Below are 24,156 nucleotides of genomic sequence, written 5' to 3'. Positions count from 1 at the left end.
GCGGAACTTCTAGTATTATCCTTCGTTCCTTAAGAGGATAAGTATTGCATTTGAATCTCACGCAAAGACATAAAAATGTAAAATTTTGTTTCACGCAGATTCTGCAGATTTAAGCTAATTTTGCATATTTTTTTTTATTTATAATCTGCGCGTATCTGCCAAAATCTTTTTAAAATCTGCGTAAACCTACTTTACGGTTAAACCTCAACGTGCGTTTTTTTATAAGAAACAGGGATAATTTTACATTTTCTTAATCACTACAAAACTTTGAAAAATAATAAGCGAATTAACTAAAACGATAAAAATAATTCAAGTTTTAACCTATAACGGTTTCGTAAATGAGAATACAGCATCGAAATCGGAAAATAGAGTTGTGTAAAAAACCTTACAATGTAAGTAATTTAGCATCAGAGAATTAGAACTATTAATTTAAAAACTAATGCCATGAAAAAGATTTTAAAATTGAGTTTAGTATGTGCTGTACTTTTCACCGGAATGAGTACTTATGCAATCGACGGGAATGAAGATTTTAATCTTCATGTTTTAAAAACAAATGGAAAGCTTATCACATTTGCCCTTAATCAGGTGAAAAAAGCAAGCTTGTCTATTTACGACAAAGATGGTAATCTAATTTATTCTGAAAATGCTTCAGGTAAAGATGGAATTTTGAGAACTTTTAGCTTAGAGGAATTTCCGGAAGGAACTTACTATTTAGAAGTTGAAGATAATGTGAAAAAAGTAAAACATGAAATTACGATTACTGATGAAGCTACTGTTTTGTCAAAAAAAGCAGTTTCATCAGTTTACAAAGCTGGTTTCTACAATAAAAATACAAGTGTAGCAACACGCTAAAAAGTTTATACAGACAGTATAAAAATGAGGTTAGATAGTTAGTAAAGTTTAAAAACTAAAAAGTTTTAGAAACAGCTCTTTGTGGTTATAGAGCTGTTTTTTTATGCCTTATTTTTAGAAAATTTTCTGTCCCGAATTATTTTTGGAAAACTATTCTTAATAATTTTAAGAGTCTGATTTTTATACTTTTAAAAAATAACGTAAAAAAACATCCAAGAACTAAGTTTTTACGTACATACTTTAACAAAAACATCGAAACATCTTTAATTCAGCAACTTATCCGTTTGAAAACGGCATTTTTTTGCACAAAATTAATTTTTTTTGTTAGTTTTACCGTTCCACTATTTAGTATTAAACAATTTAAAAAACAATTTAAAAAACAATTAAAAAAGACATGACAAAATTTACCCAAATGGGCTTAGTTGTTGCCTTATTTCTAACAACAATTTTTACCTACGCAATTGATGGAAAAGGAGATTATATTTTGAATATAATTACCGGAAACGGAAAAGTAGTTAGCTTTACTTTAAACACCGTTGAAAAATCAGTTTTTTCTATTTATGATGAAAATCACAATTTGCTTTACACAGGAGATTCTGCTGCAGACAAATTAGAAATTTCAAAAACAATAAGTTTAGAAGGTTTTCCAGCCGGAACTTACGTTTTAGAAGTAACAGAAAGCGGTAAAGTTGCTAAACATGAAATTAAAGTTGTAGCTAAAAAAGTGAAAAAAGTTTCATTAGACGAATCAGTAAACGAAAGTCCTGCATTTCGTCGTTAATCACTCTTTTTGCCCAAAAAGTTAAAAGCATTCGCCGCGCCGAATGCTTTTTTTTGTTTTCTTAGTATACAATATAATAGGATTTTTACGTTTTGATAATAGTCTTAACAAACTGTTACTATGACCGTTAAATTTACATTTAACCGTTAAAACAATCAAAAATCAATAGATTTAAATACATTTGTACAATTAAGTTACTTATTATCAAAGGCGTATGAAAAGAAAGCTAGCCATTTTATTACCATTGACTCTTTTTTATTTAAAGCTTTCTGCTCAAAATGAAAATTATGTTACCAAGAAAACTGGCGAAAAATACGCTTACGTTGATGTAACCAAAACTTACGAAAAAGTGGCCGCAAAAGGCTATAAATCTATAGATCTGTTTCAGAAACTAGGAAATTCTTCTTACGCCATTTGTAATCTGGAGAAAGCTGCAAAATGGTACGGTGAGTTATTTGCCATGACATACGATTTAGATCAAATGTATTATTACAGATATGCAGAATCGTTACGATTCATTTCTCAAAATGAAAAGGCCGATGCATTGATTGAGCGATTGAAACGCAAATCTAAAATAGCAGCTAAAAAGAAATAAAATGTTTCTTCTATACTGCCTACCCACTTCAAACAAAGCTGAAGTAATTCTCCAACTATTTTTTGTTTAAGTTTAATTTAAATTCTTTTACAGCTGGCAACATATCCTTATTCCATTCTACTTCCAGGTATTTTGATGCGTGTTCTTTCATATCCTTAAAATGATCAAGTAAAATCGCTGCCCCTTCATCTTTTACTGCATCTTTTACCATCTTAAAAGTGAGCTCAGCGCCTTGCGCATCAAGTCCTGCTAAGTCAAATACTATATCTTTTGTTTTTGAAAGCATCGCATATAAACTTAAAAGCTTTCTTAGAGTTCCTGGCAGCTTCTCTATTTTCGTTTCTTTTTTAATCCATTTATCTTCATATATTTTACTGGAAAAAGGACTTTTAAGATCTGCATTTTTCTTAAGATACCTTCCAACTGTTAAAGGAAAAAAAGTATCTCTAAAGTATGATCTTCTAAAATAATCAACAAACCTCATCTTTCGATGTATGATTACATTTTCGTGCTTGATTTTACCGCAAAAAATATCCTTGAGAAATACCTCTGTATCATAATAATAACCTCCATTATATAAAAACAAAACAACAACTTCACCTTCTTCCAAAACAAAAGGCGGCACATAAAAATAATCTGTTTGGATTCCTTTATTTTCCAGTACAATATTCATTATAACTTCACGATTTGATTTTAAATATACAATAATGCTCCGAAACATTTGCATTAAATAGAAAAGCACCAACCGTGGCTGATGCTTTTTTATGAATAAACTCTTTATGGAATTATTTCCCTTTGAGCAATTTCTCTAAATATTCGATTTTGTCTTTTTCTGCCTGAAGCAAACGCTCGTATAGCTTTTTGTTTTCTTCTACTGTTTCCATTAATTTATCTAATGGATTGAAAGTGCAATTATTTCCAAAATTCACATTACTGTCTTTTGTATCATTAAAAGTATTGAAGTAATTAATAACTCCTTCTTCCGAAAAATTCTTAATTGCTTCTGCCGTTACACCAAGTGCTTTTGCAACTTCAATCAATTTTGCCTCATCAATAGTCTCGCTATTTTCCAGAGCCGATATAGCTTGTTGGTTTGTTCCTAAAGCTTGTGCCAAAGCTTCCTGTTTCATATCACGAAGTTCACGAATACGGCTTATTTTTCGCCCTATATGGTTTGGTTTTGTAAGTGTGCTCATAATTCAAAGATAATAATTAAGTGTAATAACGGCAGCGGCAAACTGTAAAAAACAGATTTAGTGCTGTACAATACGGTTAAAAATGATTGGATACAGCACCCTCTATTGCTTCCTTCGCTGGGTTAAACAAAAGTACGATTTTTCTTTCTATAAAATTATAAAAGTCAAGTTGTAAAACGTTTAACAAGATACAAATTAAAAATATACGCCTTATGAAAACCAATGAAACAGAAACTTTAGAAAGACTAAGAACATTAACTGCCTTACATTTCCGCACCTTAAAACCTGCCAATGACGAATCTAAAACCTATACCGCCCAAATTAAGCTTTTAAATTATTTTGAGTTGGGTTGCGTTATCAGCGATATGATAAAATTATGCATTCTCGCACTCGATCACGATATGCATAATGTTGGAGAAAAGAAAAAACAATCTATTAATGTGAGTTTGATTTTAGAAACGGTATTGCAGCTGTTTCCTTTGGAAGAAATGGAGTTTTTGGGTTGTGTTGGGGAGATGGTTGGTGAAAAGTCTTAAATATTTTTTTAATTTTAAAGTCGAAAGCTTTTGCTGGTACCGCTCGTAAAACTTAAAACTAAATACAAAAGCTATGGATTATAGTACCAAAGAACTTTTTTATTATTTAAATCAATCAATATCAAATAATGTAACTTATAGAGAGTTATCAAATTTATGCTTAACATTATTTTGTACCTGTAGTGTCTTACCCGAAAGGTTTGAAACAACAATTATTAATAAAGAAAAATTAGCGATGCTATTTTCTAAAATTGCAAAAGAGAAAAATATTGTTTCTTACCCACCAACTGCTTCATTTTATGGGGCTTCATTTCATAACACTCATAATGAAGGACATTGGTTAGAGGTAATGGCCAGTGCATTGAAATTAGCAAGAGAACCTAATATACAGGAAGCTAAGAATTTATTAGTATAACTCTTTGTCTCGTACTGAAAAAAGTTTAGAAAACAAAAAAGACAGCTTTTTGAAAACTGTCTCTCTTTTATTATCCCTTATTTAATCTGCAATTTTATAATCTGTGAACTTATAAGTATCATTAATTTTTCCCATTAATTCAATAGATTGAAAATTAACTCCTTCATCGGTAATTTGATAATTATAAACATCAATAACACCATCGTAGTTGTGCAGTTCATAATACTTACCATTTTCAACCCACCACTTTCCGTTTTCGGTTGTTTGTTGTACTTTTCCGTCTGGGTATATCGCAACAAATAGCAAGGTACTTGTTCCATTTTCAAAGCGGCATGATACCCAATATTTACTTACTCCATCTTGTTGCTGCCCAGTTTCTGAGCCCTTCCAGCAACCAAAAAGCTTTGAATCATATGTTTTTGTTTCAGATGTATTTTGTGATTTTACTGTCAGCTTTTCTTTTGCCTGACTAAAACTAAAGTTCGTTATAAGTAATAATCCAAATATAAAAATGCTTTTTTTCATGTAAAATTAATTTTTTAAGTTATTATAGTTTTAAATAAACGTTCATATGATTCTCTATTTCAGCTATCTGATATTCAATTCATATTAATATTCTGCGCTAATATAAATAAAGAATTCTAGTTTAAATTGAGGAAACCCGTAAAGTGGAGAAATTTCGAGTCATAAAAAAACCTCCCATTTCTGAGAGGTTTTTAAAATCTATAAATAATAAAAAATTACATATTCCTTCTATACTGCCCACCCACTTCAAACAAAGCCGAAGTAATCTGACCCAAAGAACAAACCTTTGTAGCTTCCATTAAATGGTCGAATAGGTTTTCGTTTTTAATAGCAGCCTCCTGTAGTTTATTTAAATGCTCATTTACTTTTGCTTCGTGGAATTGGTGTAAATTATCCAGCATCGTAATTTGGTATTGTTTTTCTTCTTCGGTGGCGCGAATTACTTCTGCCGGAATTACCGTTGGAGAACCTTTTGAACTTAGGAAAGTGTTTACACCCACAATTGGGAAATCTCCGTTGTGTTTCAAGGTTTCGTAATACAAACTTTCTTCCTGAATTTTAGAACGTTGGTACATGGTTTCCATAGCACCTAAAACGCCTCCTCTTTCTGTAATTCGGTCAAACTCTTGTAAAACGGCTGCTTCAACTAAATCAGTTAATTCTTCGATGATAAACGATCCCTGAATTGGGTTTTCGTTTTTCGCCAAACCTAATTCTTTATTGATAATCAACTGAATCGCCATGGCGCGACGCACTGACTCTTCTGTTGGTGTTGTAATCGCTTCATCGTAAGCGTTTGTATGTAGTGAATTACAGTTGTCGTAAATCGCATACAAAGCCTGCAAAGTCGTTCTGATATCATTAAAATCAATCTCCTGAGCGTGTAATGAACGACCAGAAGTCTGAATATGGTATTTCAGCATTTGTGCTCTTTCGTTGGCTCCGTATTTGTTTTTCATGGCTTTTGCCCAAATTTTACGCGCCACACGACCAATTACTGAATATTCAGGATCTACTCCGTTCGAGAAGAAGAACGATAAATTCGGTCCAAAATCGTTGATACTCATGCCACGGCTTAAATAGTATTCCACGTAAGTGAAACCATTTGAAAGCGTGAATGCCAACTGTGTAATAGGGTTCGCTCCTGCCTCTGCAATATGATATCCTGAAATCGAAACCGAATAGAAATTACGAACGTTTTTGGTAATAAAATATTCCTGAACGTCACCCATTAATCGAAGTGCAAATTCAGTTGAGAAAATACAGGTATTTTGCGCCTGGTCTTCTTTTAAAATATCAGCCTGAACGGTACCACGAACTTGTGATAAGGTTTTAACCTTTATTTCATTGTAAACATCCAAAGGTAAAACCTGATCTCCGGTAACACCCAAAAGCATTAATCCTAAACCATTGTTTCCTTCCGGTAAATCACCTTGGTATCTTGGACGTTCCGTTCCTTTTTCCTTGTATATTTTGTTGATTTTAGCCTCAACTTCTTTTTCTAAATCATTCTCCTTAATATAATACTCACATTGCTGATCAATTGCGGCATTCATAAAGAAACCTAACAACATTGGCGCTGGTCCGTTGATGGTCATACTTACTGATGTTAAAGCATGTACCAAATCGAAACCAGAATACAGTTTTTTAGCATCATCTAAACAACAAATCGAAACTCCGGCATTTCCAATTTTTCCGTAAATATCCGGACGTAAATCGGGATCGTTTCCGTATAAAGTCACACTGTCAAAAGCAGTCGAAAGACGTTTTGCCGGCAATCCTGCACTTACATAGTGAAAACGTTTGTTGGTTCTCTCCGGTCCACCTTCTCCTGCAAACATTCTTGACGGATCTTCTCCTTCACGTTTAAATGGATATAATCCTGAAGCAAAAGGAAATTCTCCAGGGACATTTTCCTGTAAACTCCAACGCAAAATATCGCCCCAAGCCTCATATTTAGGCAAAGCAATTTTCGGAATTTGTAGGTGTGATAAACTCTCGGTATGTGTCGCGATTTTAATTTCTTTATCACGAACCTTAAAGGTATAAACCGGGTTTTTATATTTGTTTACTTTCTCATCCCAATTCAGGATAATTTCCCAATTGTACGGATCTAAATCCATTTTTACTTTATCAAACTGATTTAGTAAAAGGTTTAAGAAAATTCTGTTTTCATCATGTTCCTGAATACCGCTAGGTAAAACAGTTGCATCATCAAGTCCGGCCTTTGTAATTTGTGGAATTTTACCAGAAACTGATTCTATCGTTTTGAAAATTCCGTATAATTTCTGTGCTACTTTTTGTTGCGAAAGCGCAATTTCATCATAGCTTCTGTTGTTCTCTGCGATTTCAGATAAATAACGTGTTCTGTGTGGCGGAATCACGAAGATTTTCTCGCTCATTTCACGTGTAATTTCAAAAGTCGATTTTAAATCTGAACTGGTTTTCTCAACAATTTTATCCATAATCGCTTTGTAAAGCGTGTTCATTCCAGGATCGTTAAACTGCGAAGCAATCGTTCCGAAAACCGGCATTTCGTCCGGATTTTTATCCCATAAATTATGGTTGCGCTGATATTGTTTCTTAACGTCACGAATGGCGTCAAGAGCACCTCTTTTATCAAACTTGTTTAAAGCTACCAAATCAGCAAAATCAAGCATGTCAATTTTCTCCAATTGCGTTGCAGCTCCAAATTCCGGTGTCATTACATATAAGGATACATCAGAGTGGTCCATAATCTCTGTATCAGACTGACCGATTCCTGAAGTTTCAAGGATAATCAAATCGTATTTTGCAGCTTTCAAAACCTGAATCGCCTCGGCTACATATTTAGATAAAGCCAAATTAGATTGACGAGTTGCCAAAGAACGCATATAAACACGTGGGTTATTAATAGCATTCATACGGATTCTGTCTCCTAAAAGCGCTCCTCCTGTTTTTCTTTTAGATGGATCGACAGAAATCAATCCGATAGTTTTTTCCGGGAAATCAATTAAAAAACGACGAACTAATTCATCTACTAAAGATGATTTTCCGGCTCCACCTGTTCCGGTAATTCCCAGAACTGGAATTTTAGAATCAGCATTATTGGTATGAATCTGATCAAAAACTGGTTTTGCAATTTCAGGGAAGTTTTCTGCTGCCGAAATTAAACGTGCAATTGCAGTTGGAATTTTATTTTCAATATGATCGATTTCTCCATTTAGTTTATCTCCAATAGGATAATCAGCACGTTGTACCAAATCATTAATCATTCCCTGTAAACCTAAAGAACGGCCATCATCCGGAGAATAAATTCTGGTAATACCATATTCATGCAATTCCGAAATTTCGCTTGGCAGGATTACTCCTCCGCCTCCTCCAAAAATCTTGATATGTCCCGCTCCTTTTTCATGAAGCAAGTCATACATATATTTAAAGTATTCATTATGCCCACCCTGATATGATGTCATTGCAATGGCATTTGCATCTTCCTGAATGGCGGTATTCACCACTTCTTCAACGCTTCTGTCGTGACCTAAATGAATCACTTCGACACCCGTTGACTGGATAATACGACGCATAATATTGATCGCGGCATCGTGCCCGTCGAAAAGAGAGGCTGCGGTGACAATTCTTACTTTATTTTTAGGAATATATGGTATTTGTTGTTCCATTTTATGAATATGATAATTTTAAGGGAGCAATTTACAAAATATTTTAATATTTGATCATTGCAATAGCTTTATGTTAACAAAAAAAAGAATAGTTTTTTCATCTTGAAGGGTAACAATTTGAGACCTAATCAAATATACTATATATAAACCTACAAAACATGGCAATTTCGCAACATTAAAATAAAATCTAACAACGTGTTTACCAGCATCCTAAAGTAATTTAGCATCGTAGAAAAGCCCCAAATTTTTACCAAAACTTACTTATTCAAGCAATAACGTAAAAATTCAAAATAAAATGAAAACATTATTTCCAATCACCGCAATTTTAATTACAAGTTTCTTTCTTTCTTCTTTTAATAGCGTGGACAAAAATGATTTAGAGAAGAAGAAAACATTAACTCATAATTACCTTTCTACTAATCAAAATGATGATGTAGTTGATAGTGAACTTTTGAGTGATTTTTTCAAAAGATACACTAACCTAAAAAAATACCAAAACGATGTGATCTCCTTATACAAGGACAGATCGTACGGAACTATTTGGTTTGAAAATGGAAAAATTACGCAATACGGATTTTTATTGTACTCAAAAATAACAACTGCTAGTTTTGAAGTACCACTTGAATTTCCGTACAAAAATGAAATTGACCAGATTTTCAATAAAACTGCAACCGAAAAACCTTCAAAAACGGATTCTGACATGTTATTAAGTGCTGCTTACATAATATATGCCCACCATACATTTGAAGGAGTAGATATTGAAACCGTTAAAAATTCAGAATGGTTGTTGCCTAAGAAAAAAGTAACTGCTGATACCTTAACAGCTGTTGCAACGACAAAACCTGTTGCGGAGAACAATAATAAAATTGTAAAATTTGATCAATACAACAAACTTCAAAGTGTTCTAAACAAATACAAAAAAATAGAAAGAGACAATACCTGGAAACCAATAACTGTTGAAACTCCTTTTAAAGATATTAGACCTGATGCAAAATCAGCTACAATTGCTCAAATCAGAAACAGATTGTTTGTGATGGGAGATTTACAAAACGACTCAAAAAGTGATTTTTATGATCAGGAATTAATGGAAGGTGTAATGAAATATAAAGTACGTAACGGTTTAAAACCAAATTACATTATTTCTGAAGCCAATATTAAAGACATGAACGAGTCGATACAGGAAAAAATTAAAAAAATTACCATTAACATGGAGCGTTGTAAAGAGATTTACCCAACCTTATTAACAGACACAGAATATGTAATGGTTAATGTTCCCTCCTTTGAGTTGATTTATGTAAAAAATGGTAAAGTAGAACTGGTATCAAAAGTTTTTGTTGGAGCACCTTTAACTAAAACAACTATTTTTAGCGGAAAAATTGAAAAAGTGGTTTTTAGCCCTTACTGGACAGTTCCGCAAAGTATTGTTGAAAATGAATTAAAAATGAAAATAGCTGCCGATCCGAATTATTTGGCAGAACGCAATATGGAAATGGTAAATGGTATGGTGAGACAAAAACCGGGTCCGAATAACTCATTAGGTTTAGTGAAATTTATTTTCCCAAATCCGGATGATATTTACATGCACGATACACCCTCTAAAACCTTGTTTGATTTTGAACAAAGAACTTTTAGCCACGGTTGTATTAATGTACGTGATGCCAAAGAACTTGCGATTGCAATGGTGAAAGATTATCCGGAATGGACCACTGAAAAAATTGACCAGGCTATGGACGGAACAGGAGAAACGACTTTTAAATTACCGACTTCAGTTCCTATCTATATTACTTATTTTACAACATGGGTAAACGAAGCGGGTCAGGTAAGTTTCTTTCAGGACGTTTATGAAAAAGATAGTGATTTTGACCAAAACCTTTCTCCTGAAAATAATGTTGTAAGCAATTAAAAATACATTTTTTTTAAACTCGGGGGTAATTTTAGAATTTGATTTAGAATTTGGAAGAAAAATAATATCTTTCGAATATTAAACTCAAATCTAAAATTACCCTTTTATTATGGATGATAATTACACAGAAGTTAGAAAAAATTGGTGGGACAGAAACTGGAAATGGTTTGTTCCGACCGGATGTCTGGGTCTTATAGTTCTTTTTGGATTGTTTATTGCCGGAATCTTCTTTGGTGTAACTTCGATGATGAAAGATTCTGATGCTTATAAAGAATCCATGACTATCGTACAAAATGATAAATCAGTAAACAATAAACTAGGATCTCCTATTGAAACTGACGGAATGGTGAGTGGCAATATCAGTATTCATAATGATACGGGAAACTGCGATTTACAAATCCCTATAAAAGGCTCTAAAGGCAAAGGAACGTTATTTGTAGTTGCCGAGAAAAAAGGCAAATGGAAATACAGTCAAATGTCTGTTTATATTGAGGCAACGGATGAAGAAATTGATTTACTGGCTAAGTAATTTTTTTGCACGCAGATTTACGCGGATTTTAGCAGATCAGCGCAGATTTTGTATATTCTTTCCTCTTAAAAATTGAAAAAACGAAAACCTCTAAACTAGCCCCGATAGTAGTGGAAATCCTTTTGTGCCGGGGTTCGGCACAAAAGATTGGAACGGATAGCGGGACTAATGTTAATTATGAAACAAATTACGTGTGCTCCTAAAATAAAATTGTGGCTTTGTTTTTGAATAAGTAGTATTTTTGAACTCATAAAACCCCAAACATGAAAAAGATTTTATTATTAGCCCTTACGTTCTCACTTACATCCTGCGCTGAGATGCAGCAAACATTAAATCAGTTCCCGCAAATTTCATCACAAATTCCCGGAGTGGGCGGCGTAGACATTGCTTCCGGATTGAAAGAAGCCTTAAATAAAGGAATTACACAACAAGTAAGCAAATTAACTGCTGTTGATGGTTTTTATAAAAATGAAGCTGTAAAAATTTTATTGCCTGCCGAATTACAAAAAGTAGACGCTACTTTACGAAAAATAGGTTTAAGCTCATTGGCTGATGAAGGTATTAAAGTATTGAATCGTGCTGCTGAAGATGCGGTAAAAGAAGCGACTCCGATATTTGTATCAGCAGTGAAAAACATGACTTTTACAGATGCGAAAAACATTTTATTAGGAAACGACAGTGCTGCAACAAGTTATTTGCAAGGAAGTACGACAACAGCTTTGTACGGAAAATTTAATCCGGTGATAAAAAGCTCGTTCGCAAAAGTAGGTGCCGATGTGGTTTGGACAAAGATTATTACAAAATACAATACGATTCCGTTAGTGAAAAAAGTGAACCCTGATTTGACTGATTATACAACCAATCAGGCTTTAACAGGTGTTTTTAAAATGATTGCTGTTGAAGAAAAAGAAATCCGAAATAACATTAGTGCAAGAACAACGCCTTTATTGAAAAGTGTTTTTGCGATGCAGGACGGAAAATAAATTTCTTGAAGGTTCATAGGGACAAAGTAACAAAGGTACAGAGTGAACCTTTGTTACTTTGAGCCTTTGCAACTCTGTCACTAACCAAACCAAAAAAAACAACCAAAAATGCAAAAGATTACCATTCTGATTCACTGTAAAGACCAAAAAGGGATTATAGCTGCAGTAACCACTTTTATTGCCAAAGTAGAAGGAAATATTACGTACATCGATCAACATGTTGATGTGGAGCAAAATGTGTTTTTTATGCGATTGGAATGTGAATTAACGAATAGTCACATTACTATTGATGGATTTAAAGCGGATTTTGACCAAACTATAGCAGCCGCTTTTAATATGTCGTGGGATTTATACAATCAGGAACAAAAACCAAAAATGGCTTTGTTTGTTTCTAAGTACGATCACTGTCTGTTTGATATTTTAGGACGTTATAGTGCCGATGAATTAAATGTCGAAATTCCGGTAATTATTAGTAACCATAATGACTTACGATCAATTGCGGAACGTTTTGATATTCCGTTTCATTGTGTGCCTTTTACAAAAGATAATAAAGAAGAAGGCGAAGCCAAACAAATTGAACTTCTTAAAAGATATCAGATCAATTTTATTGTCTTAGCACGTTATATGCAAATTATTACACCTAAGTTGATTTCGCTTTACGAGAATAGAATTATTAATATTCACCATTCGTTTTTGCCTGCTTTTCCGGGAGCAAAACCTTATCATTCGGCTTTTAAGCGAGGCGTAAAAATTATTGGTGCAACGAGTCATTATGTAACAGAAGAATTAGACGAAGGTCCAATTATCGAACAGGATATTGCAAGGGTTTCGCATATTCATTCTGTTGATGATTTTATTATGAAAGGTCGTGATTTGGAACGTATTGTTTTGGCTCGTGCTATTAAATTGCATGCAGAACGCAAGACGATGGTTTATAGTAATAAGACAGTTGTTTTTTCTTAGGTGCTAAGGTTCTAAGATACTAAGGTTCTAAGGTTTCTACTCAGAATGAAATATATAAACCCGACAGGTTTTAAAACCTGTCGGGTTCTTTTTTACATTTTTACTTAATAAAACCGGACTGAAGTTCAGCTCTACAATATAATTCGTTCCTCCGGAACTATAAAAGAGCCTTTAGCTCGGCTTATATTGTAGGGCTGGACTTCAGTCCAGTCTAAACGAAATATTTAAACATTGTAAATTAAATTCTGTTTGTATTAAATAATAAACCCTACAGGTTTTAAAACCTGCAGGGTTTATTTATTTGCTTCAGAAAAAAACTTAGAACCTTAATATCTAAGCACCTCAGAACCTTTTACCTAACTACAATCGCCAATCTTGGATCATCAAAGTTATTGACTTCCTCCATCGTTAAACCTAAAGCGTTTGCTACACCTTCTCCGTATGCGGGATCTGCTTTGTAGCAATTTCTAATGTGACGAACCTGAATAAATTTCTGGGCTCCTCCTACTTGTCCGGCTGTGTTTTTAAATAACAATTGCTTTTTCTCGTCTGTTAGTAAGCGGAACAATAATCCTGGCTGCGTAAAATAATCATTATCATCTTCCCTGAAATTATGAGCGTACGCATCTCCATGAAGTTTTAATGGCGGTTCTTTAAATTCGGGTTGTTCCTGCCATTCTCCAAAACTATTTGGTTGATAATGTTTACGGCTTCCGTTATTTCCGTCAACACGCATTGTACCATCGCGGTGGAAAGTATTATATGGACATCTTGCTGAATTTACCGGAATCTGGAAATTATTCACACCTAAACGGTAACGGTGCGCGTCTCCATAAGAGAATAATCGCGCTTGCAGCATTTTGTCCGGAGAAAAACTAACTCCCGGAGGCACATGCGCCGGGTTAAAGGCTGCTTGTTCTACTTCAGCGAAATAGTTTTCAGGATTTTTATTTAATTCAAATTCACCAACCGGAATTAGAGGAAAATCACCTTTTAACCAAACTTTCGTGAGATCGAAAGGATGAAAACGATAATTCTCAGCTTGTTCTTCTGTCATGATTTGCACAAACATTTTCCATTTTGGAAAGTTTCCTTCTTCAATGGCATCATATAAATCTCTTTGATGGCTTTCTCTATCGCCACCTACTAATTTGGCTGCCTCTTCATCTGAAAGATTATCAATTCCCTGTTGCGTTACGAAATGGAATTTCACATAATGTCTTTCGTTTTGATGATTGATGAAACTAAAAGTATGGCTCCCGAATCCGTGCATTTGTCTGTACGATCTTGGAATACCTCTGTCACTCATTACGATCGTAATTTGGTGTAAGGCTTCTGGTAATAAAGTCCAAAAATCCCAATTGTTATCAGCACTCCTCAAATTGGTTCTTGGATCACGTTTTACGGCGTGATTTAAATCCGGAAATTTCATTGGATCGCGGAAAAAGAAAACGGGTGTATTGTTTCCTACCAAATCCCAATTCCCTTCATTGGTATAAAATTTCATGGCAAAACCACGAATGTCCCTTTCGGCATCAGCAGCACCTCTTTCACCTGCAACAGTAGAAAAACGCACAAACATTTCGGTCTTTTTACCAATTTCCGAAAACAAGTCGGCTCTGGTGTATTTTGTAATATCATGTGTAACCGTAAAAGTCCCGTATGCACCAGAACCTTTGGCGTGCATTCTTCGTTCCGGAATTACCTCACGATCAAAATGCGCCATCTTTTCTAAAAACCAAAAATCTTGTAATAAAACAGGTCCGCGAGGTCCGGCCGTCTGAATGTTTTGATTGTCTGGAACCGGCGTTCCGGTTGCAGTTGTTAATTTTTTATCTGATTCCATCTTGCTGATATTTAATGTTTTATCAAATATACAAACTAATACTTATCATATTCATAAGTAAAATTGATAGTTATTATATTATAATAATCAAAAACAATTTACCGTAATAAAATCCTCAAAATGAACTCTTAAAAAATCTTAACTTATGTCCAACAAAGTAATAACAAAACCTTAACAGCAAAACATTCATATATGTTAGATCTTTGTAGTGTAATAAACTGGTTATTTATTATTTTGGTTTTGGTTAGTTAAATGATGCCGGCGTCTTCGAGATGCCGGCATTCTTTTTTTGTGCACTTTTGAATAAATTAATTGTACCACAGAGGCACACAAAGTTATTCACAGAGATACACAAAGAATTTAAATAGTTTGTTTGAAATAGTAAGTTTACAAAGCTTTATTTTTAAAAAAAACTTTGCGAAACTTTGCGAAAACCTTTGTGTATCTCTGTGGTAGAATTATACATAAAGCAAGGAAGCCTAAAACTAATTTTTCAATCTTTCGTGGAGTAATTTGAAATATGGGAAAGCCTTTAGAAGTCGGCTGCCGTGCCAGGAGAACATTTCGCCGTCGACGAAGATGGTTTTGGCGTGATGTGTAAAACGGCCTATTTCGAACGCGTCTTCTTCTTTGAAAGGATAGGGTTCTGAAGAAAGGAAAACCAAATCGGGATCGCCTTCCAATCTCATTTTTTTAAGCTCTATTTCAGGATAACGACCTTTCTCTTCGTAGATATTCTGAAAATGATTCAGCTTTAATAGCTCATTAATATATGTATCCTTTCCCGCAACCATATAGGGATTCTTCCAGATAAAATAAGCGGCTTTTTTTGATGGAATATCCTGAATGTATTTTTTAAAATCGCTCAGGGCGAAAGTTAATTTGTCATTCCATTTTTGAGCTTCGGTTCTACAATTAAACAATTGACCGAAATCGGCAATCATTTGAAAATTATCCTCCACAGAAACAATATTCGTTACCCAAACCGGACAAATCGCACTTAATTGCTCGACTATTTCAAGTGTGTTTTCTTCTTTGTTGCAAATGATAATATCGGGCTGCAATAATTTTATTTTCTCAAAATGAATCTTCTTGGTTCCGCCAACAATTTTCTTAGTCGATTTTAGATGATAAGGATGCACACAAAACTTTGTGATTCCTATTATTTTTTCTTCTAAACCTAAATCAAATAGTAATTCGGTTTGAGAAGGAACCAACGAAATAATACGTTTTGGAGCGCTCTCAAAAGAATGTAATGTACCAAGTTGATCTGTGAGTTGTTTCATTTTATTTTTGTTTCAGGTTTTCTTTGTTTCAGGTTTCAAGTTTTGTTGGAATGTTTATTAACCGCAAAGTTCGCTAAGGTTTACGCTATGAACGCAAAGTTAATCCCTTTGCGAGCCTTGCGAAAAAACTTTGCGAACTTTGCGGTTAAATTATGTTCAAAGTAAGGCAACGTGAAACTTTAAACCTGAAACCTGGAATTTAAAATCTCTTCCATTTCCTGTTGTACTTTCAAGGCTTCTTCTCTTGCTTTTTCGACGAAATCTGTTCCTTTTGAGGCGTAGATAATTGCTCTTGCAGAGTTTACTAACAAACCAACTTTATCGTTCATTCCGTATTTACATACTTCAGATAAACTTCCGCCCTGAGCGCCAATTCCCGGAACTAATAAAAAACTATCCGGAACAATTTTTCTGATGTCTGCGAAATATTCGGCTTTGGTAGCGCCAACCACATACATTAGGTTTTCGCTATTTTTCCATGTTTTAGAGGTTTCTAAAACTTGTTTGTATAATTCTGTTCCGTTGGTAGTTAAAGTTTGAAAATCAAATGCTCCTTCGTTAGATGTTAAGGCTAACATGATGGTATGTTTGTTTTCGAAAGCCAAAAAAGGTTCAACTGAATCTTTTCCCATATAAGGTGCAACGGTTACACTATCAAAATTTAAATCTTCAAAAAAAGCTTTCGCATACATGCTCGAAGTATTACCAATATCGCCACGTTTTGCATCGGCAATCGTAAACTGTTCCGGAAAATTTTCATTGATATAGTTGATTGTCTTTTGCAATGACATCCACCCTTTTATTCCGTATGCCTCGAAGAAAGCAGTATTGGGTTTGTATCCAACAGCCAGATCGTGGGTTGCATCTATTATAGCTTTATTGAATTCGAAAATAGGATCTTCAGTTTCTAATAAATGAGGTGGTATTTTGCTTAAATCAGGATCTAAGCCAACGCATAAAAATGATTTTTTTTGAAGAATTTGCTCGTGTAGTTGTTGTGTTGTCATATTGTATTTTACTAGTGCGGCAAAATTACAAATAATATTATTGGTTTGCGAATGATTTTCGGCCACTAATTTCACGACTGTTTACGAATTATGTGATTGTAAACCTGGATTTCATGAATTCATTTTTGTCCTAATTTCTATAAACATTGAATTCCTATAACATCTTCTCAAAATTGTATAAGAGAAAAAATCAACTCCTAATCTATTTTTGTAAAACAACCTTAAATCAAGCAATTATGAGCCCAAATATCGGAATTAGTCCAAAAAATTTAAAGAAGAGCACCAGCATATTAGCCACTATATTATCTAACGAAATGACTTTGTATGTTAAGACCAGAAAATTTCATTGGAATATTTCAGGAAACAGCTTCATGGAATTACACAAATTGTTTGAAGATCAATACAGAATTCTGGAAGCCAATATTGATGAAGTAGCAGAACGCATTAGTCAGCTTGGTGAAAAGACAATAGGTACCATGAAAGAGTTTATTGAAAACTCAACCTTAAAAGAATCTCCAAAAGAATACGCATCACAAAAACACATGCTGGAAGAACTTTTGGAAAATCACGAGCAACTGGTAACAGAATTCAGAACTTATATTCCTGTTTTTGAGACTGAAAACAATGATATTGGTTCGGCTGATTTTATTACAGGTTTGTTACAGGAACATGAAAAAATGGCCTGGATTTTAAGACGTTATCAGGTTTAACAAATATCCAAATGTGAATTATACAACAGTTAGTCGTATAAATGTAACAACAACCTAACCGATAATTTGCAATTTTACAATACTATTAATATACAAATACAACAATCATGAATACGACTCAGATAAAAGGGAACTGGAACGAGATGAAGGGGAAACTTAAACAACAATACGCAGAACTTACAGATGATGATTTAATGTACGCTGAAGGTAAAGAAGATGAAATGTATGGAAAGCTTCAGCAAAAATTAGGTAAGACCAAAGAAGAGGTACAACAAATCATTTCAGATTTGTAAAATTTTCCAGGTCAGCCAGGATACCGTCTAATAAAAAAAACATTAGACGGTATTTTTTTGATTTTTTTTAGTATATTCATGAATTACTTGAAGTATCCGATAGGTCTTAAGCCCGGAACCACAAATAAATTAATTATCTTTAACCAAATTTTTATAAAATGAAGCTATTTATAAAGTTCGACATAAATACTATTTGTTCTCTCTATTTAAAGCAAAACCTGGAAGAGCAAAATGTAAATTTTAAAACTTTAGGTTTTGGTGAGATCGAAATTGAAGATAATCTGAACGTTGAAGCACTTGAAGCCTTAAAAGAAAATTTAGCGCCTCATGGTTTTGAAGTTGTTGAGAATCAAAAAAGTGTTTTAGTACAAAAAATTAAGGATGCTATAATTGAACTCGTTTTCCTGGAAGACAGCAATAATTATAAAAGTTCTGTATTTTTAGCTGAGAAACTAAATCATAGTTATGGCTACTTATCGAACGTTTTTTCAGAAGTAACCTATTCTTCTATCGAAAACTTTATCATTTTACAAAAAATTGAAAGAGCTAAACAATTAATTATTATTAATGAAATGAGTTTGACGGAAATAGCTTTTTTACTAAATTACTCCAGTGTGGCGCATTTGAGTACGCAGTTTAAAAATACTACCGGAATTACGCCATCGGCTTTTCAGAGAATCATTAAAAAACGAAGAGAAAATTTAAAATAAAATCTAAATACTATACTAAAATGCAAAAAAACGCATTAAATATTTTATTGGCGGATGATGATGAAGATGATCGTCTTTTTTTCAAAGACGCATTTGAAGAAATCAAAATACAAACCAAAGTACAATTTGTTCATGATGGAATGCAGTTAATGGATCATTTATTGGATCCTGAAACAAAATTGCCGGATATCTTGTTTCTGGATTTGAATATGCCAAAGAAAACAGGTAAGGAATGTTTGATCGAAATTAAAAAAACAGATCATCTAAAAAACATTATTATTGCCATCTACTCCACTTCATCATCTGAAGAAGATATTGAAGATACATTTGTACAAGGAGCCAATATTTATATAAAAAAACCAAGCGATTTTAATACGCTTAAAAAAATTATCAACGAAGTCGTGACGGTTAACTGGCACTACCATACATCAGGTTTGAATCGTGATAACTTTTTGTTACGACTAAAATAATACGCATACTAAATGAAATGGATACCAAATTTTAATTCTTCAAACTCTTTGAGAGTTATTTTTGTCATCGCAGTTTTCATTCTGTTATTTCTATCTTCTATTGCTTACAAGCACAATCAGGATTTAAACGAATCCAGTAAGCTGGCAATGCATACGTATGAAATCAACATACAGTTAGAACAATTAATGTCGGCGATTAAAGATGCGGAAACTGGCCAGCGTGGATACATCATCACACGAAACAACAGGTTCTTAACTCCGTATCTTTATTCGCGTGACAAAGTGAATGCTTCCTTTGTTACGCTAAAAAAACTCACTGTTGACAATGCTGTTCAACAGAAAAATCTAGAATATCTCTTCAAATTAATTATTCAGCGATTTGTTTCGTTCGAAAATTGTCTTAAATACAGCGATCCAAAAACATACGATAAACGAAAACTGGACAATCATATGTTTGGCGGACGTATATTGATGGAAAACATTCGTTTCCAGGTGGATAAAATGAATGATATCGAAAAAAAATATCTTAAAAAAAGATTAGAAATCTACGATCAGGAAATTTCATTAAGTCCTGTTTTCTCAATCTCATTATTTCTAACAGCCTTACTTTTTATTTTATTGGCTTACAGACAAATCAGCCGAGATTTTCAGAGACTGACAATATTCAATAAACAACTTTTAATTTCCGGAGGTTTGATGGCCGAGTCTGAAATCATTGGAAAATTCAGCACCTGGCAATGGGAATTAGACTCTCATAAAATTACTTATTCTGACAATCAGTATCGATTACTGGGCGTTACACCAAACTCTTTTGTACCTGTTATAGAAACTTTTCTTGATTTCGTACATCCTGATGACAGAGCAGCCGTCTCAGAATCCATGGATAAAATTATAGAGAAAAAGAATCTTCCTTTTATTTATTATAAAATTGTCCGTCCCAATAATGAAATCAGATATTTTAAATCAACCGGAAAATTATTGACCGATCAGCAGGGAAGTAAAATTCTGCTCGGAATCAATTTTGACATTACCGATGAGCATTTACTTAATATCGAACTTCAGGAACGAAACAGAGAATTAGAAAAAAGCAATAAAGAGCTGGCTTCATTCAACCATGTGGCAAGTCACGATTTACAGGAACCGCTTAGAAAAATTCAAACCTTTATCTCAAGGGTTTCTGAGGCAGATAAAGCGGTTATGTCTGAAAGTGGACGCGATTATCTGGCTAAAATTGCCGTTTCTGCTAAAAGAATGCGTGTCTTAATTGACGATTTACTTTTATTCTCAAGAACGAATACGACTAAAAAAGAGTTTATAAAATCGAATTTGAATGAATTGCTTCAAAATGCTGAATCGGAATTAACTGAAGTTATTCATGAGAACAAAGCCGTAATTAAAGCTTCAAAATTGCCGAAACTGGAGGTTATACCTTATCAAATCGAACAGCTTTTCATCAACTTAATCGGAAATTCTTTAAAGTATAATAAACCAGGAGTTCCGCCTGAAATTTCTATTGAAAGCGAAAAAGTGCTGTCAGCAGATTACCCGGATCTTTTAGAACAATCGGTGAAGAAATTCCATAAAATAACTTTTACAGATAACGGAATGGGTTTTGATCCTCAGTTCAAGGAAACCATTTTTATACTTTTTCAGCGTCTGCATTCTAAAACAGATTATCCCGGAACCGGAATTGGTCTAGCAATTTGCAAAAAGATTGTTGAAAATCATAAAGGACATATTCTGGCCGACAGCACTCCAAATAAAGGGTCGGTTTTTACTGTATTTCTTCCGGAATAACCCATACAATATTGTAGGAAGGCGTTTACTGCAAAATGATGTAATATCATTTGCAGTAAACGCTTTTTTTATTCCCAAAAACACCTTAAAAAACGTTGTATAAAGCCGTTATGGGAATTATATAACGTTTCTTTTTTATGCTGTAAAGCAAAACCTTCTATTCGTTAGCATCTTTGTAATGTAATACTTTATGAAGTAATAATGAAAACAATACGCATATCAAAAGCACCCATTTTTAAAGTTCTTTTCTTATTGATTTTTACAATTTGTTTTTCTTCCTGCGGGAAAAAAAACCAACAGACAAACTCATTTAAGAAAGAAGCTTTTAACAAAAGTAATAATGAAGAATTAGAAAATTCTTTTTTTATAGAAATGGGAAATGTTATGAATTCAATGATTTCAAAAAGTCAAGTTGCACAACAAAAAAGTTCTGACAGTAAAATAGTGGAAGTAAGCAAAAAAATTGCGGATCATCAAAATCAATTGTTGCAGCAAGTAACTGAAATGGCCAATAAAAAGCTCATTATCATTACCGACATCAACGCAGCACACAACGAGGAATTAACAGCGTTGAGCAATACAACTGGTTCCAATTTTAATGACGCTTATTTAAGTTCGATGACAACAGCACTGGACCAGCAAATCAAATTATTTGAGCACATTTCAAAAAGAACAAATGATCAGTTGATTTTGAAATTAGTCCTGCAATATTTACCTGAACAATACCAGCTTTTAAGAGAAACAGAACAAATTAAAATTAAGAATGAATTTTATTAAATGCCTTTATATATATTTTTTTAACAACTAAAATTTTTTAACAATGAAAATGCAATCAAATTTTTTATGCGCCTTAGCCCTTTTTATGACAGCTTCATTTGGAATGCTGCAAGCACAAGAAGAAAAAGTAACCACTGAGTTTGGTGTAAAGGGAGGATTTAACATGTCAAATCTTTATCAAAGCGAAGCTGATGATAACAACGTAATTTACGGATTCAATGCCGGTGTTTATGCAACTTTACCAATTTCCGATTTTATCGCGATTCAGCCAGAGATTTTGTACACTACAAAAGGTGCCGAATTAGATTATAACAATGCTTTTGTAGAAGGAAATGCAAAATTCAAATTGAACTATATCGAAGTTCCTTTATTAGTTAGAGTTAACATTACTAAAAACTTTAATGTTCACGCCGGTGGTTATGCATCATACCTGGTAAGTTCTAAAGTTACCGGTGATGGAGACATCAACTTTGATGAAGCAGTTGATACTGATGATTTGAACAAATTTGATGCTGGTATCGCAGCTGGTGTCGGAGTAGATTTCAATCCAATTAGTGTTGGTTTACGTTACAATTATGGTTTAACAACTGTTGGTAAAGAAAGAACTATTGCAGGAACTACCTATACGTTTCCAGATGCAAAAAACAGCAATCTTACCTTATACTTATCATATAAGCTGAATTAAATAAAAACAAATTATTAACCACTAAATAATAAAAACCATGTCAAATTTATTATACACAGTCGCAGTTATCTTAGTTATACTTTGGGCCATTGGGTTCTTTGCTTATAGCGCCGGAAGTATTATCCACATATTATTAGTCATTGCCATTATCGCAATACTATTCAGACTTATTAAAGGTCGCGAAATTTAAAAAATTAAAAATTATACAAATTTATATTAATCACTAAATCAAATATTATGAAAACGAGTAGCACATTATTAGGAATTTTAGGAGCCGCAGCGGCAGGAGCATTTTTAGGAGTATTATTTGCACCGGACAAAGGTTCAAATACAAGAAAAAAAATATCAGATAAATCAAAAGATTACGGAGATAACCTAAAAAGCAAAGTTGATGGAATTTTAAGCACAATAACTTCAAATGGTAAAGATATCCTTGATGAAGGAAAAGCAAAATTCAATCAGGTAAAAGAAGATTACAATGCTATTAAAGACGAAGCTAAAACTGTAAAAACGAACTACTAAATAGTGAAATTTTTCAACCATAAAAATACCCTATATCATGGAACCAAATGCAACAACCACCGAGAACCTTAATATGTATGAAAAAGCTGAGAACTATACTAAAACCAGCCTTGAGTTAATCAAGCTGAAAACAGTAGAAGCATCAGCAGATGTATTATCATCATTAACATCCAAAATTGCGGTTGGCGCTGTTGTTGCATTTTTCACTTTGTTCCTGAATATCGGACTTAGTTTATGGATTGGAAAAGAGCTTGGAGAGTATTATTACGGTTTTTTTATCATGGCGCTATTTTATCTTATTGTTGCTATTGTTTTACACAAAGCGTCACACTCATTGATAAAAACGCCAATTGGAAACATGATTGTTTCCAGTATTTTAAAAGAAACAAAAACTGATTTAAACTAATTGATAAATAAAAAACTGTTATGGAAGCTATTTATACGATTGATGCATTAAATCAGAGAATAAAGCAATTAGAAGCACAACAAGATGCGGAATGGGTTGCAATAAAAGATGAAATCGATGAAATTAAAGAGAATTTAAAACCTCTTAATCTTATTCGAAACACGGTGTCGGAAATCAACGAAACTGTTGGTTTTAAAAGTGATATAGCACAATCAGCGATCAGTATCGGGATTGGCTTTCTGGCAAAAAAATTAGTAATAGGGAAAAGCGACGGAATATTTAAAAATATATTCGGTTCATTAGTACAGCTTGCTGTAACAACCTTAGTTGCTAAGCCACAACACGAGCACGAATCGTCACCCGAAGAATCATCACAACACGAATCATCAGAAGAGTAATTGTCTAAACTAAATATTATGTATTATGGAAAAGATCGAAGAAATAATAATAAAAAATGGTGTATTCATGTACTCTAATCTATATAAATGTTTTGAATTTACGAGAGTATTTCTAGGTATCTAACTCGTTTATACGTTTTTACTTTAACAACGGTTAAACAGTTAATACTTCACTATATTTATTAAGGTTCTGAGGTGCTAAGGGACTAAGATGCTAAGTTTTTCTTAGATTCTAAGTTCCTAGGTAAAAGTCCTCAACTTTAAACAAAAGAGACTATTTCACATTCGTGAAATAGTCTCTTTTTATTTTTAAGA

Annotated in this window: 27 protein-coding genes; 20 read left to right on the top strand and 7 right to left on the bottom strand. The window is 33.5% G+C overall.

All coding sequences use genetic code 11. From position 1 onward, the window contains the following. Positions 1-444: 444 nt before the first annotated feature. From AC3ITQ_RS12240 to AC3ITQ_RS12230, 3 genes are all read left to right on the top strand, one after another. Positions 445-852 carry a T9SS type A sorting domain-containing protein gene (locus tag AC3ITQ_RS12240; RefSeq protein WP_072975597.1) on the top strand — a complete coding sequence of 136 codons (408 nt, stop codon included), beginning with the start codon at positions 445-447 and terminating at the stop codon, positions 850-852. 394 nt (positions 853-1,246) lie between these two features. Next, positions 1,247-1,633: a secretion protein gene (locus AC3ITQ_RS12235; protein ID WP_489234516.1), complete on the top strand. Its 387-nt coding sequence runs from the start codon at positions 1,247-1,249 to the stop codon at positions 1,631-1,633. Between the two features lie 214 nt (positions 1,634-1,847). Beyond that, complete coding sequence (locus AC3ITQ_RS12230; RefSeq protein WP_489234515.1) at positions 1,848-2,228, top strand: flagellar motor protein MotB; 381 nt, start codon at positions 1,848-1,850, stop codon at positions 2,226-2,228. A 55-nt stretch (positions 2,229-2,283) separates the two neighbouring features. On the opposite strand, the gene AC3ITQ_RS12225 is transcribed toward AC3ITQ_RS12230, so the two are convergent. Both AC3ITQ_RS12225 and AC3ITQ_RS12220 read right to left on the bottom strand, forming a co-directional pair. Beyond that, entirely contained in the window at positions 2,284-2,901 is a 618-nt protein-coding gene (locus AC3ITQ_RS12225; protein WP_489234514.1) for a hypothetical protein, read from the bottom strand. Positions 2,902-3,013: 112 nt separating this feature from the next. Then, a complete protein-coding gene (locus AC3ITQ_RS12220) occupies positions 3,014-3,424 on the bottom strand; it encodes a helix-turn-helix domain-containing protein (protein ID WP_489234513.1) in 411 nt (136 codons plus the stop codon). Between the two features lie 212 nt (positions 3,425-3,636). Between AC3ITQ_RS12220 and AC3ITQ_RS12215 the strand changes: the two genes are divergently transcribed. Then, on the top strand, positions 3,637-3,960 hold the full coding sequence (locus tag AC3ITQ_RS12215; RefSeq protein WP_489234512.1) for a hypothetical protein: 324 nt from the start codon (positions 3,637-3,639) through the stop codon (positions 3,958-3,960). 73 nt (positions 3,961-4,033) lie between these two features. After that, the gene (locus tag AC3ITQ_RS12210; RefSeq protein WP_489234511.1) at positions 4,034-4,375 is read left to right on the top strand and encodes a hypothetical protein; all 342 of its coding nucleotides are present in this window, start codon (positions 4,034-4,036) and stop codon (positions 4,373-4,375) included. Positions 4,376-4,456: 81 nt separating this feature from the next. Here AC3ITQ_RS12210 and AC3ITQ_RS12205 read toward each other — a convergent pair whose 3' ends face one another. Both AC3ITQ_RS12205 and AC3ITQ_RS12200 read right to left on the bottom strand, forming a co-directional pair. Then, positions 4,457-4,900: a hypothetical protein gene (locus tag AC3ITQ_RS12205; protein ID WP_489234510.1), complete on the bottom strand. Its 444-nt coding sequence runs from the start codon at positions 4,898-4,900 to the stop codon at positions 4,457-4,459. A gap of 215 nt (positions 4,901-5,115) precedes the next feature. Beyond that, positions 5,116-8,556, bottom strand: coding sequence for a methylmalonyl-CoA mutase family protein (locus AC3ITQ_RS12200; protein WP_489234509.1), 3,441 nt, complete (start codon positions 8,554-8,556; stop codon positions 5,116-5,118). 295 nt (positions 8,557-8,851) lie between these two features. On the opposite strand from AC3ITQ_RS12200, the gene AC3ITQ_RS12195 reads away from it, so the two are divergent. From AC3ITQ_RS12195 to purU, 4 genes are all read left to right on the top strand, one after another. Further along, positions 8,852-10,459 carry a L,D-transpeptidase family protein gene (locus tag AC3ITQ_RS12195; RefSeq protein WP_489234508.1) on the top strand — a complete coding sequence of 536 codons (1,608 nt, stop codon included), beginning with the start codon at positions 8,852-8,854 and terminating at the stop codon, positions 10,457-10,459. 109 nt (positions 10,460-10,568) lie between these two features. Then, positions 10,569-10,988 carry a cytochrome c oxidase assembly factor Coa1 family protein gene (locus AC3ITQ_RS12190; RefSeq protein ID WP_489234507.1) on the top strand — a complete coding sequence of 140 codons (420 nt, stop codon included), beginning with the start codon at positions 10,569-10,571 and terminating at the stop codon, positions 10,986-10,988. Positions 10,989-11,251: 263 nt separating this feature from the next. Continuing rightward, positions 11,252-11,971: a DUF4197 domain-containing protein gene (locus AC3ITQ_RS12185; protein ID WP_489234506.1), complete on the top strand. Its 720-nt coding sequence runs from the start codon at positions 11,252-11,254 to the stop codon at positions 11,969-11,971. 108 nt (positions 11,972-12,079) lie between these two features. Beyond that, positions 12,080-12,934, top strand: a complete 855-nt coding sequence (gene purU, locus AC3ITQ_RS12180) for a formyltetrahydrofolate deformylase (protein WP_489234505.1) — start codon at positions 12,080-12,082, stop codon at positions 12,932-12,934. A gap of 352 nt (positions 12,935-13,286) precedes the next feature. Here purU and AC3ITQ_RS12175 read toward each other — a convergent pair whose 3' ends face one another. The 3 genes from AC3ITQ_RS12175 to pyrF all read right to left on the bottom strand — a co-directional run bounded on the left by AC3ITQ_RS12175 (position 13,287) and on the right by pyrF (position 17,073). After that, a complete protein-coding gene (locus tag AC3ITQ_RS12175; RefSeq protein ID WP_489234504.1) occupies positions 13,287-14,780 on the bottom strand; it encodes a catalase in 1,494 nt (497 codons plus the stop codon). Between the two features lie 485 nt (positions 14,781-15,265). Next, a complete protein-coding gene (locus tag AC3ITQ_RS12170; protein WP_489234503.1) occupies positions 15,266-16,066 on the bottom strand; it encodes an ABC transporter substrate-binding protein in 801 nt (266 codons plus the stop codon). Between the two features lie 179 nt (positions 16,067-16,245). Continuing rightward, complete coding sequence (pyrF, locus tag AC3ITQ_RS12165; protein WP_489238929.1) at positions 16,246-17,073, bottom strand: orotidine-5'-phosphate decarboxylase; 828 nt, start codon at positions 17,071-17,073, stop codon at positions 16,246-16,248. Positions 17,074-17,309: 236 nt separating this feature from the next. On the opposite strand from pyrF, the gene AC3ITQ_RS12160 reads away from it, so the two are divergent. The 11 genes from AC3ITQ_RS12160 (at position 17,310) to AC3ITQ_RS12110 (ending at position 23,841) form a co-directional block, all read left to right on the top strand. Then, complete coding sequence (locus tag AC3ITQ_RS12160) at positions 17,310-17,783, top strand: Dps family protein (RefSeq protein WP_194655368.1); 474 nt, start codon at positions 17,310-17,312, stop codon at positions 17,781-17,783. Positions 17,784-17,890: 107 nt separating this feature from the next. Further along, on the top strand, positions 17,891-18,076 hold the full coding sequence (locus AC3ITQ_RS12155; protein ID WP_375033442.1) for a CsbD family protein: 186 nt from the start codon (positions 17,891-17,893) through the stop codon (positions 18,074-18,076). Positions 18,077-18,234: 158 nt separating this feature from the next. Next, on the top strand, positions 18,235-18,786 hold the full coding sequence (locus AC3ITQ_RS12150; protein WP_072975628.1) for a helix-turn-helix domain-containing protein: 552 nt from the start codon (positions 18,235-18,237) through the stop codon (positions 18,784-18,786). A gap of 20 nt (positions 18,787-18,806) precedes the next feature. After that, complete coding sequence (locus tag AC3ITQ_RS12145; protein WP_489234502.1) at positions 18,807-19,256, top strand: response regulator; 450 nt, start codon at positions 18,807-18,809, stop codon at positions 19,254-19,256. Positions 19,257-19,268: 12 nt separating this feature from the next. Then, complete coding sequence (locus tag AC3ITQ_RS12140) at positions 19,269-21,053, top strand: sensor histidine kinase (RefSeq protein WP_489234501.1); 1,785 nt, start codon at positions 19,269-19,271, stop codon at positions 21,051-21,053. 201 nt (positions 21,054-21,254) lie between these two features. Next, a complete protein-coding gene (locus tag AC3ITQ_RS12135) occupies positions 21,255-21,830 on the top strand; it encodes a DUF4142 domain-containing protein (protein WP_489234500.1) in 576 nt (191 codons plus the stop codon). Between the two features lie 43 nt (positions 21,831-21,873). Next, positions 21,874-22,515, top strand: a complete 642-nt coding sequence (locus tag AC3ITQ_RS12130; RefSeq protein ID WP_489234499.1) for a porin family protein — start codon at positions 21,874-21,876, stop codon at positions 22,513-22,515. 37 nt (positions 22,516-22,552) lie between these two features. Continuing rightward, the gene (locus tag AC3ITQ_RS12125; protein ID WP_139257033.1) at positions 22,553-22,705 is read left to right on the top strand and encodes a lmo0937 family membrane protein; all 153 of its coding nucleotides are present in this window, start codon (positions 22,553-22,555) and stop codon (positions 22,703-22,705) included. A 47-nt stretch (positions 22,706-22,752) separates the two neighbouring features. Then, positions 22,753-23,037 (top strand): YtxH domain-containing protein, encoded by a 285-nt coding sequence (locus tag AC3ITQ_RS12120; protein ID WP_072975636.1) that lies wholly within the window; start codon positions 22,753-22,755, stop codon positions 23,035-23,037. Between the two features lie 37 nt (positions 23,038-23,074). Then, the gene (locus AC3ITQ_RS12115; protein WP_489234498.1) at positions 23,075-23,443 is read left to right on the top strand and encodes a hypothetical protein; all 369 of its coding nucleotides are present in this window, start codon (positions 23,075-23,077) and stop codon (positions 23,441-23,443) included. 20 nt (positions 23,444-23,463) lie between these two features. After that, positions 23,464-23,841, top strand: coding sequence for a hypothetical protein (locus AC3ITQ_RS12110; protein ID WP_489234497.1), 378 nt, complete (start codon positions 23,464-23,466; stop codon positions 23,839-23,841). The last annotated feature ends 315 nt before the right edge of the window (positions 23,842-24,156 follow it).

This window comes from Flavobacterium sp. KH_001, from assembly GCF_057840745.1.
The sequence above is the reverse complement of the archived record's forward strand: the minus strand, read 5'-3'. Positions and strand labels throughout refer to the sequence as shown.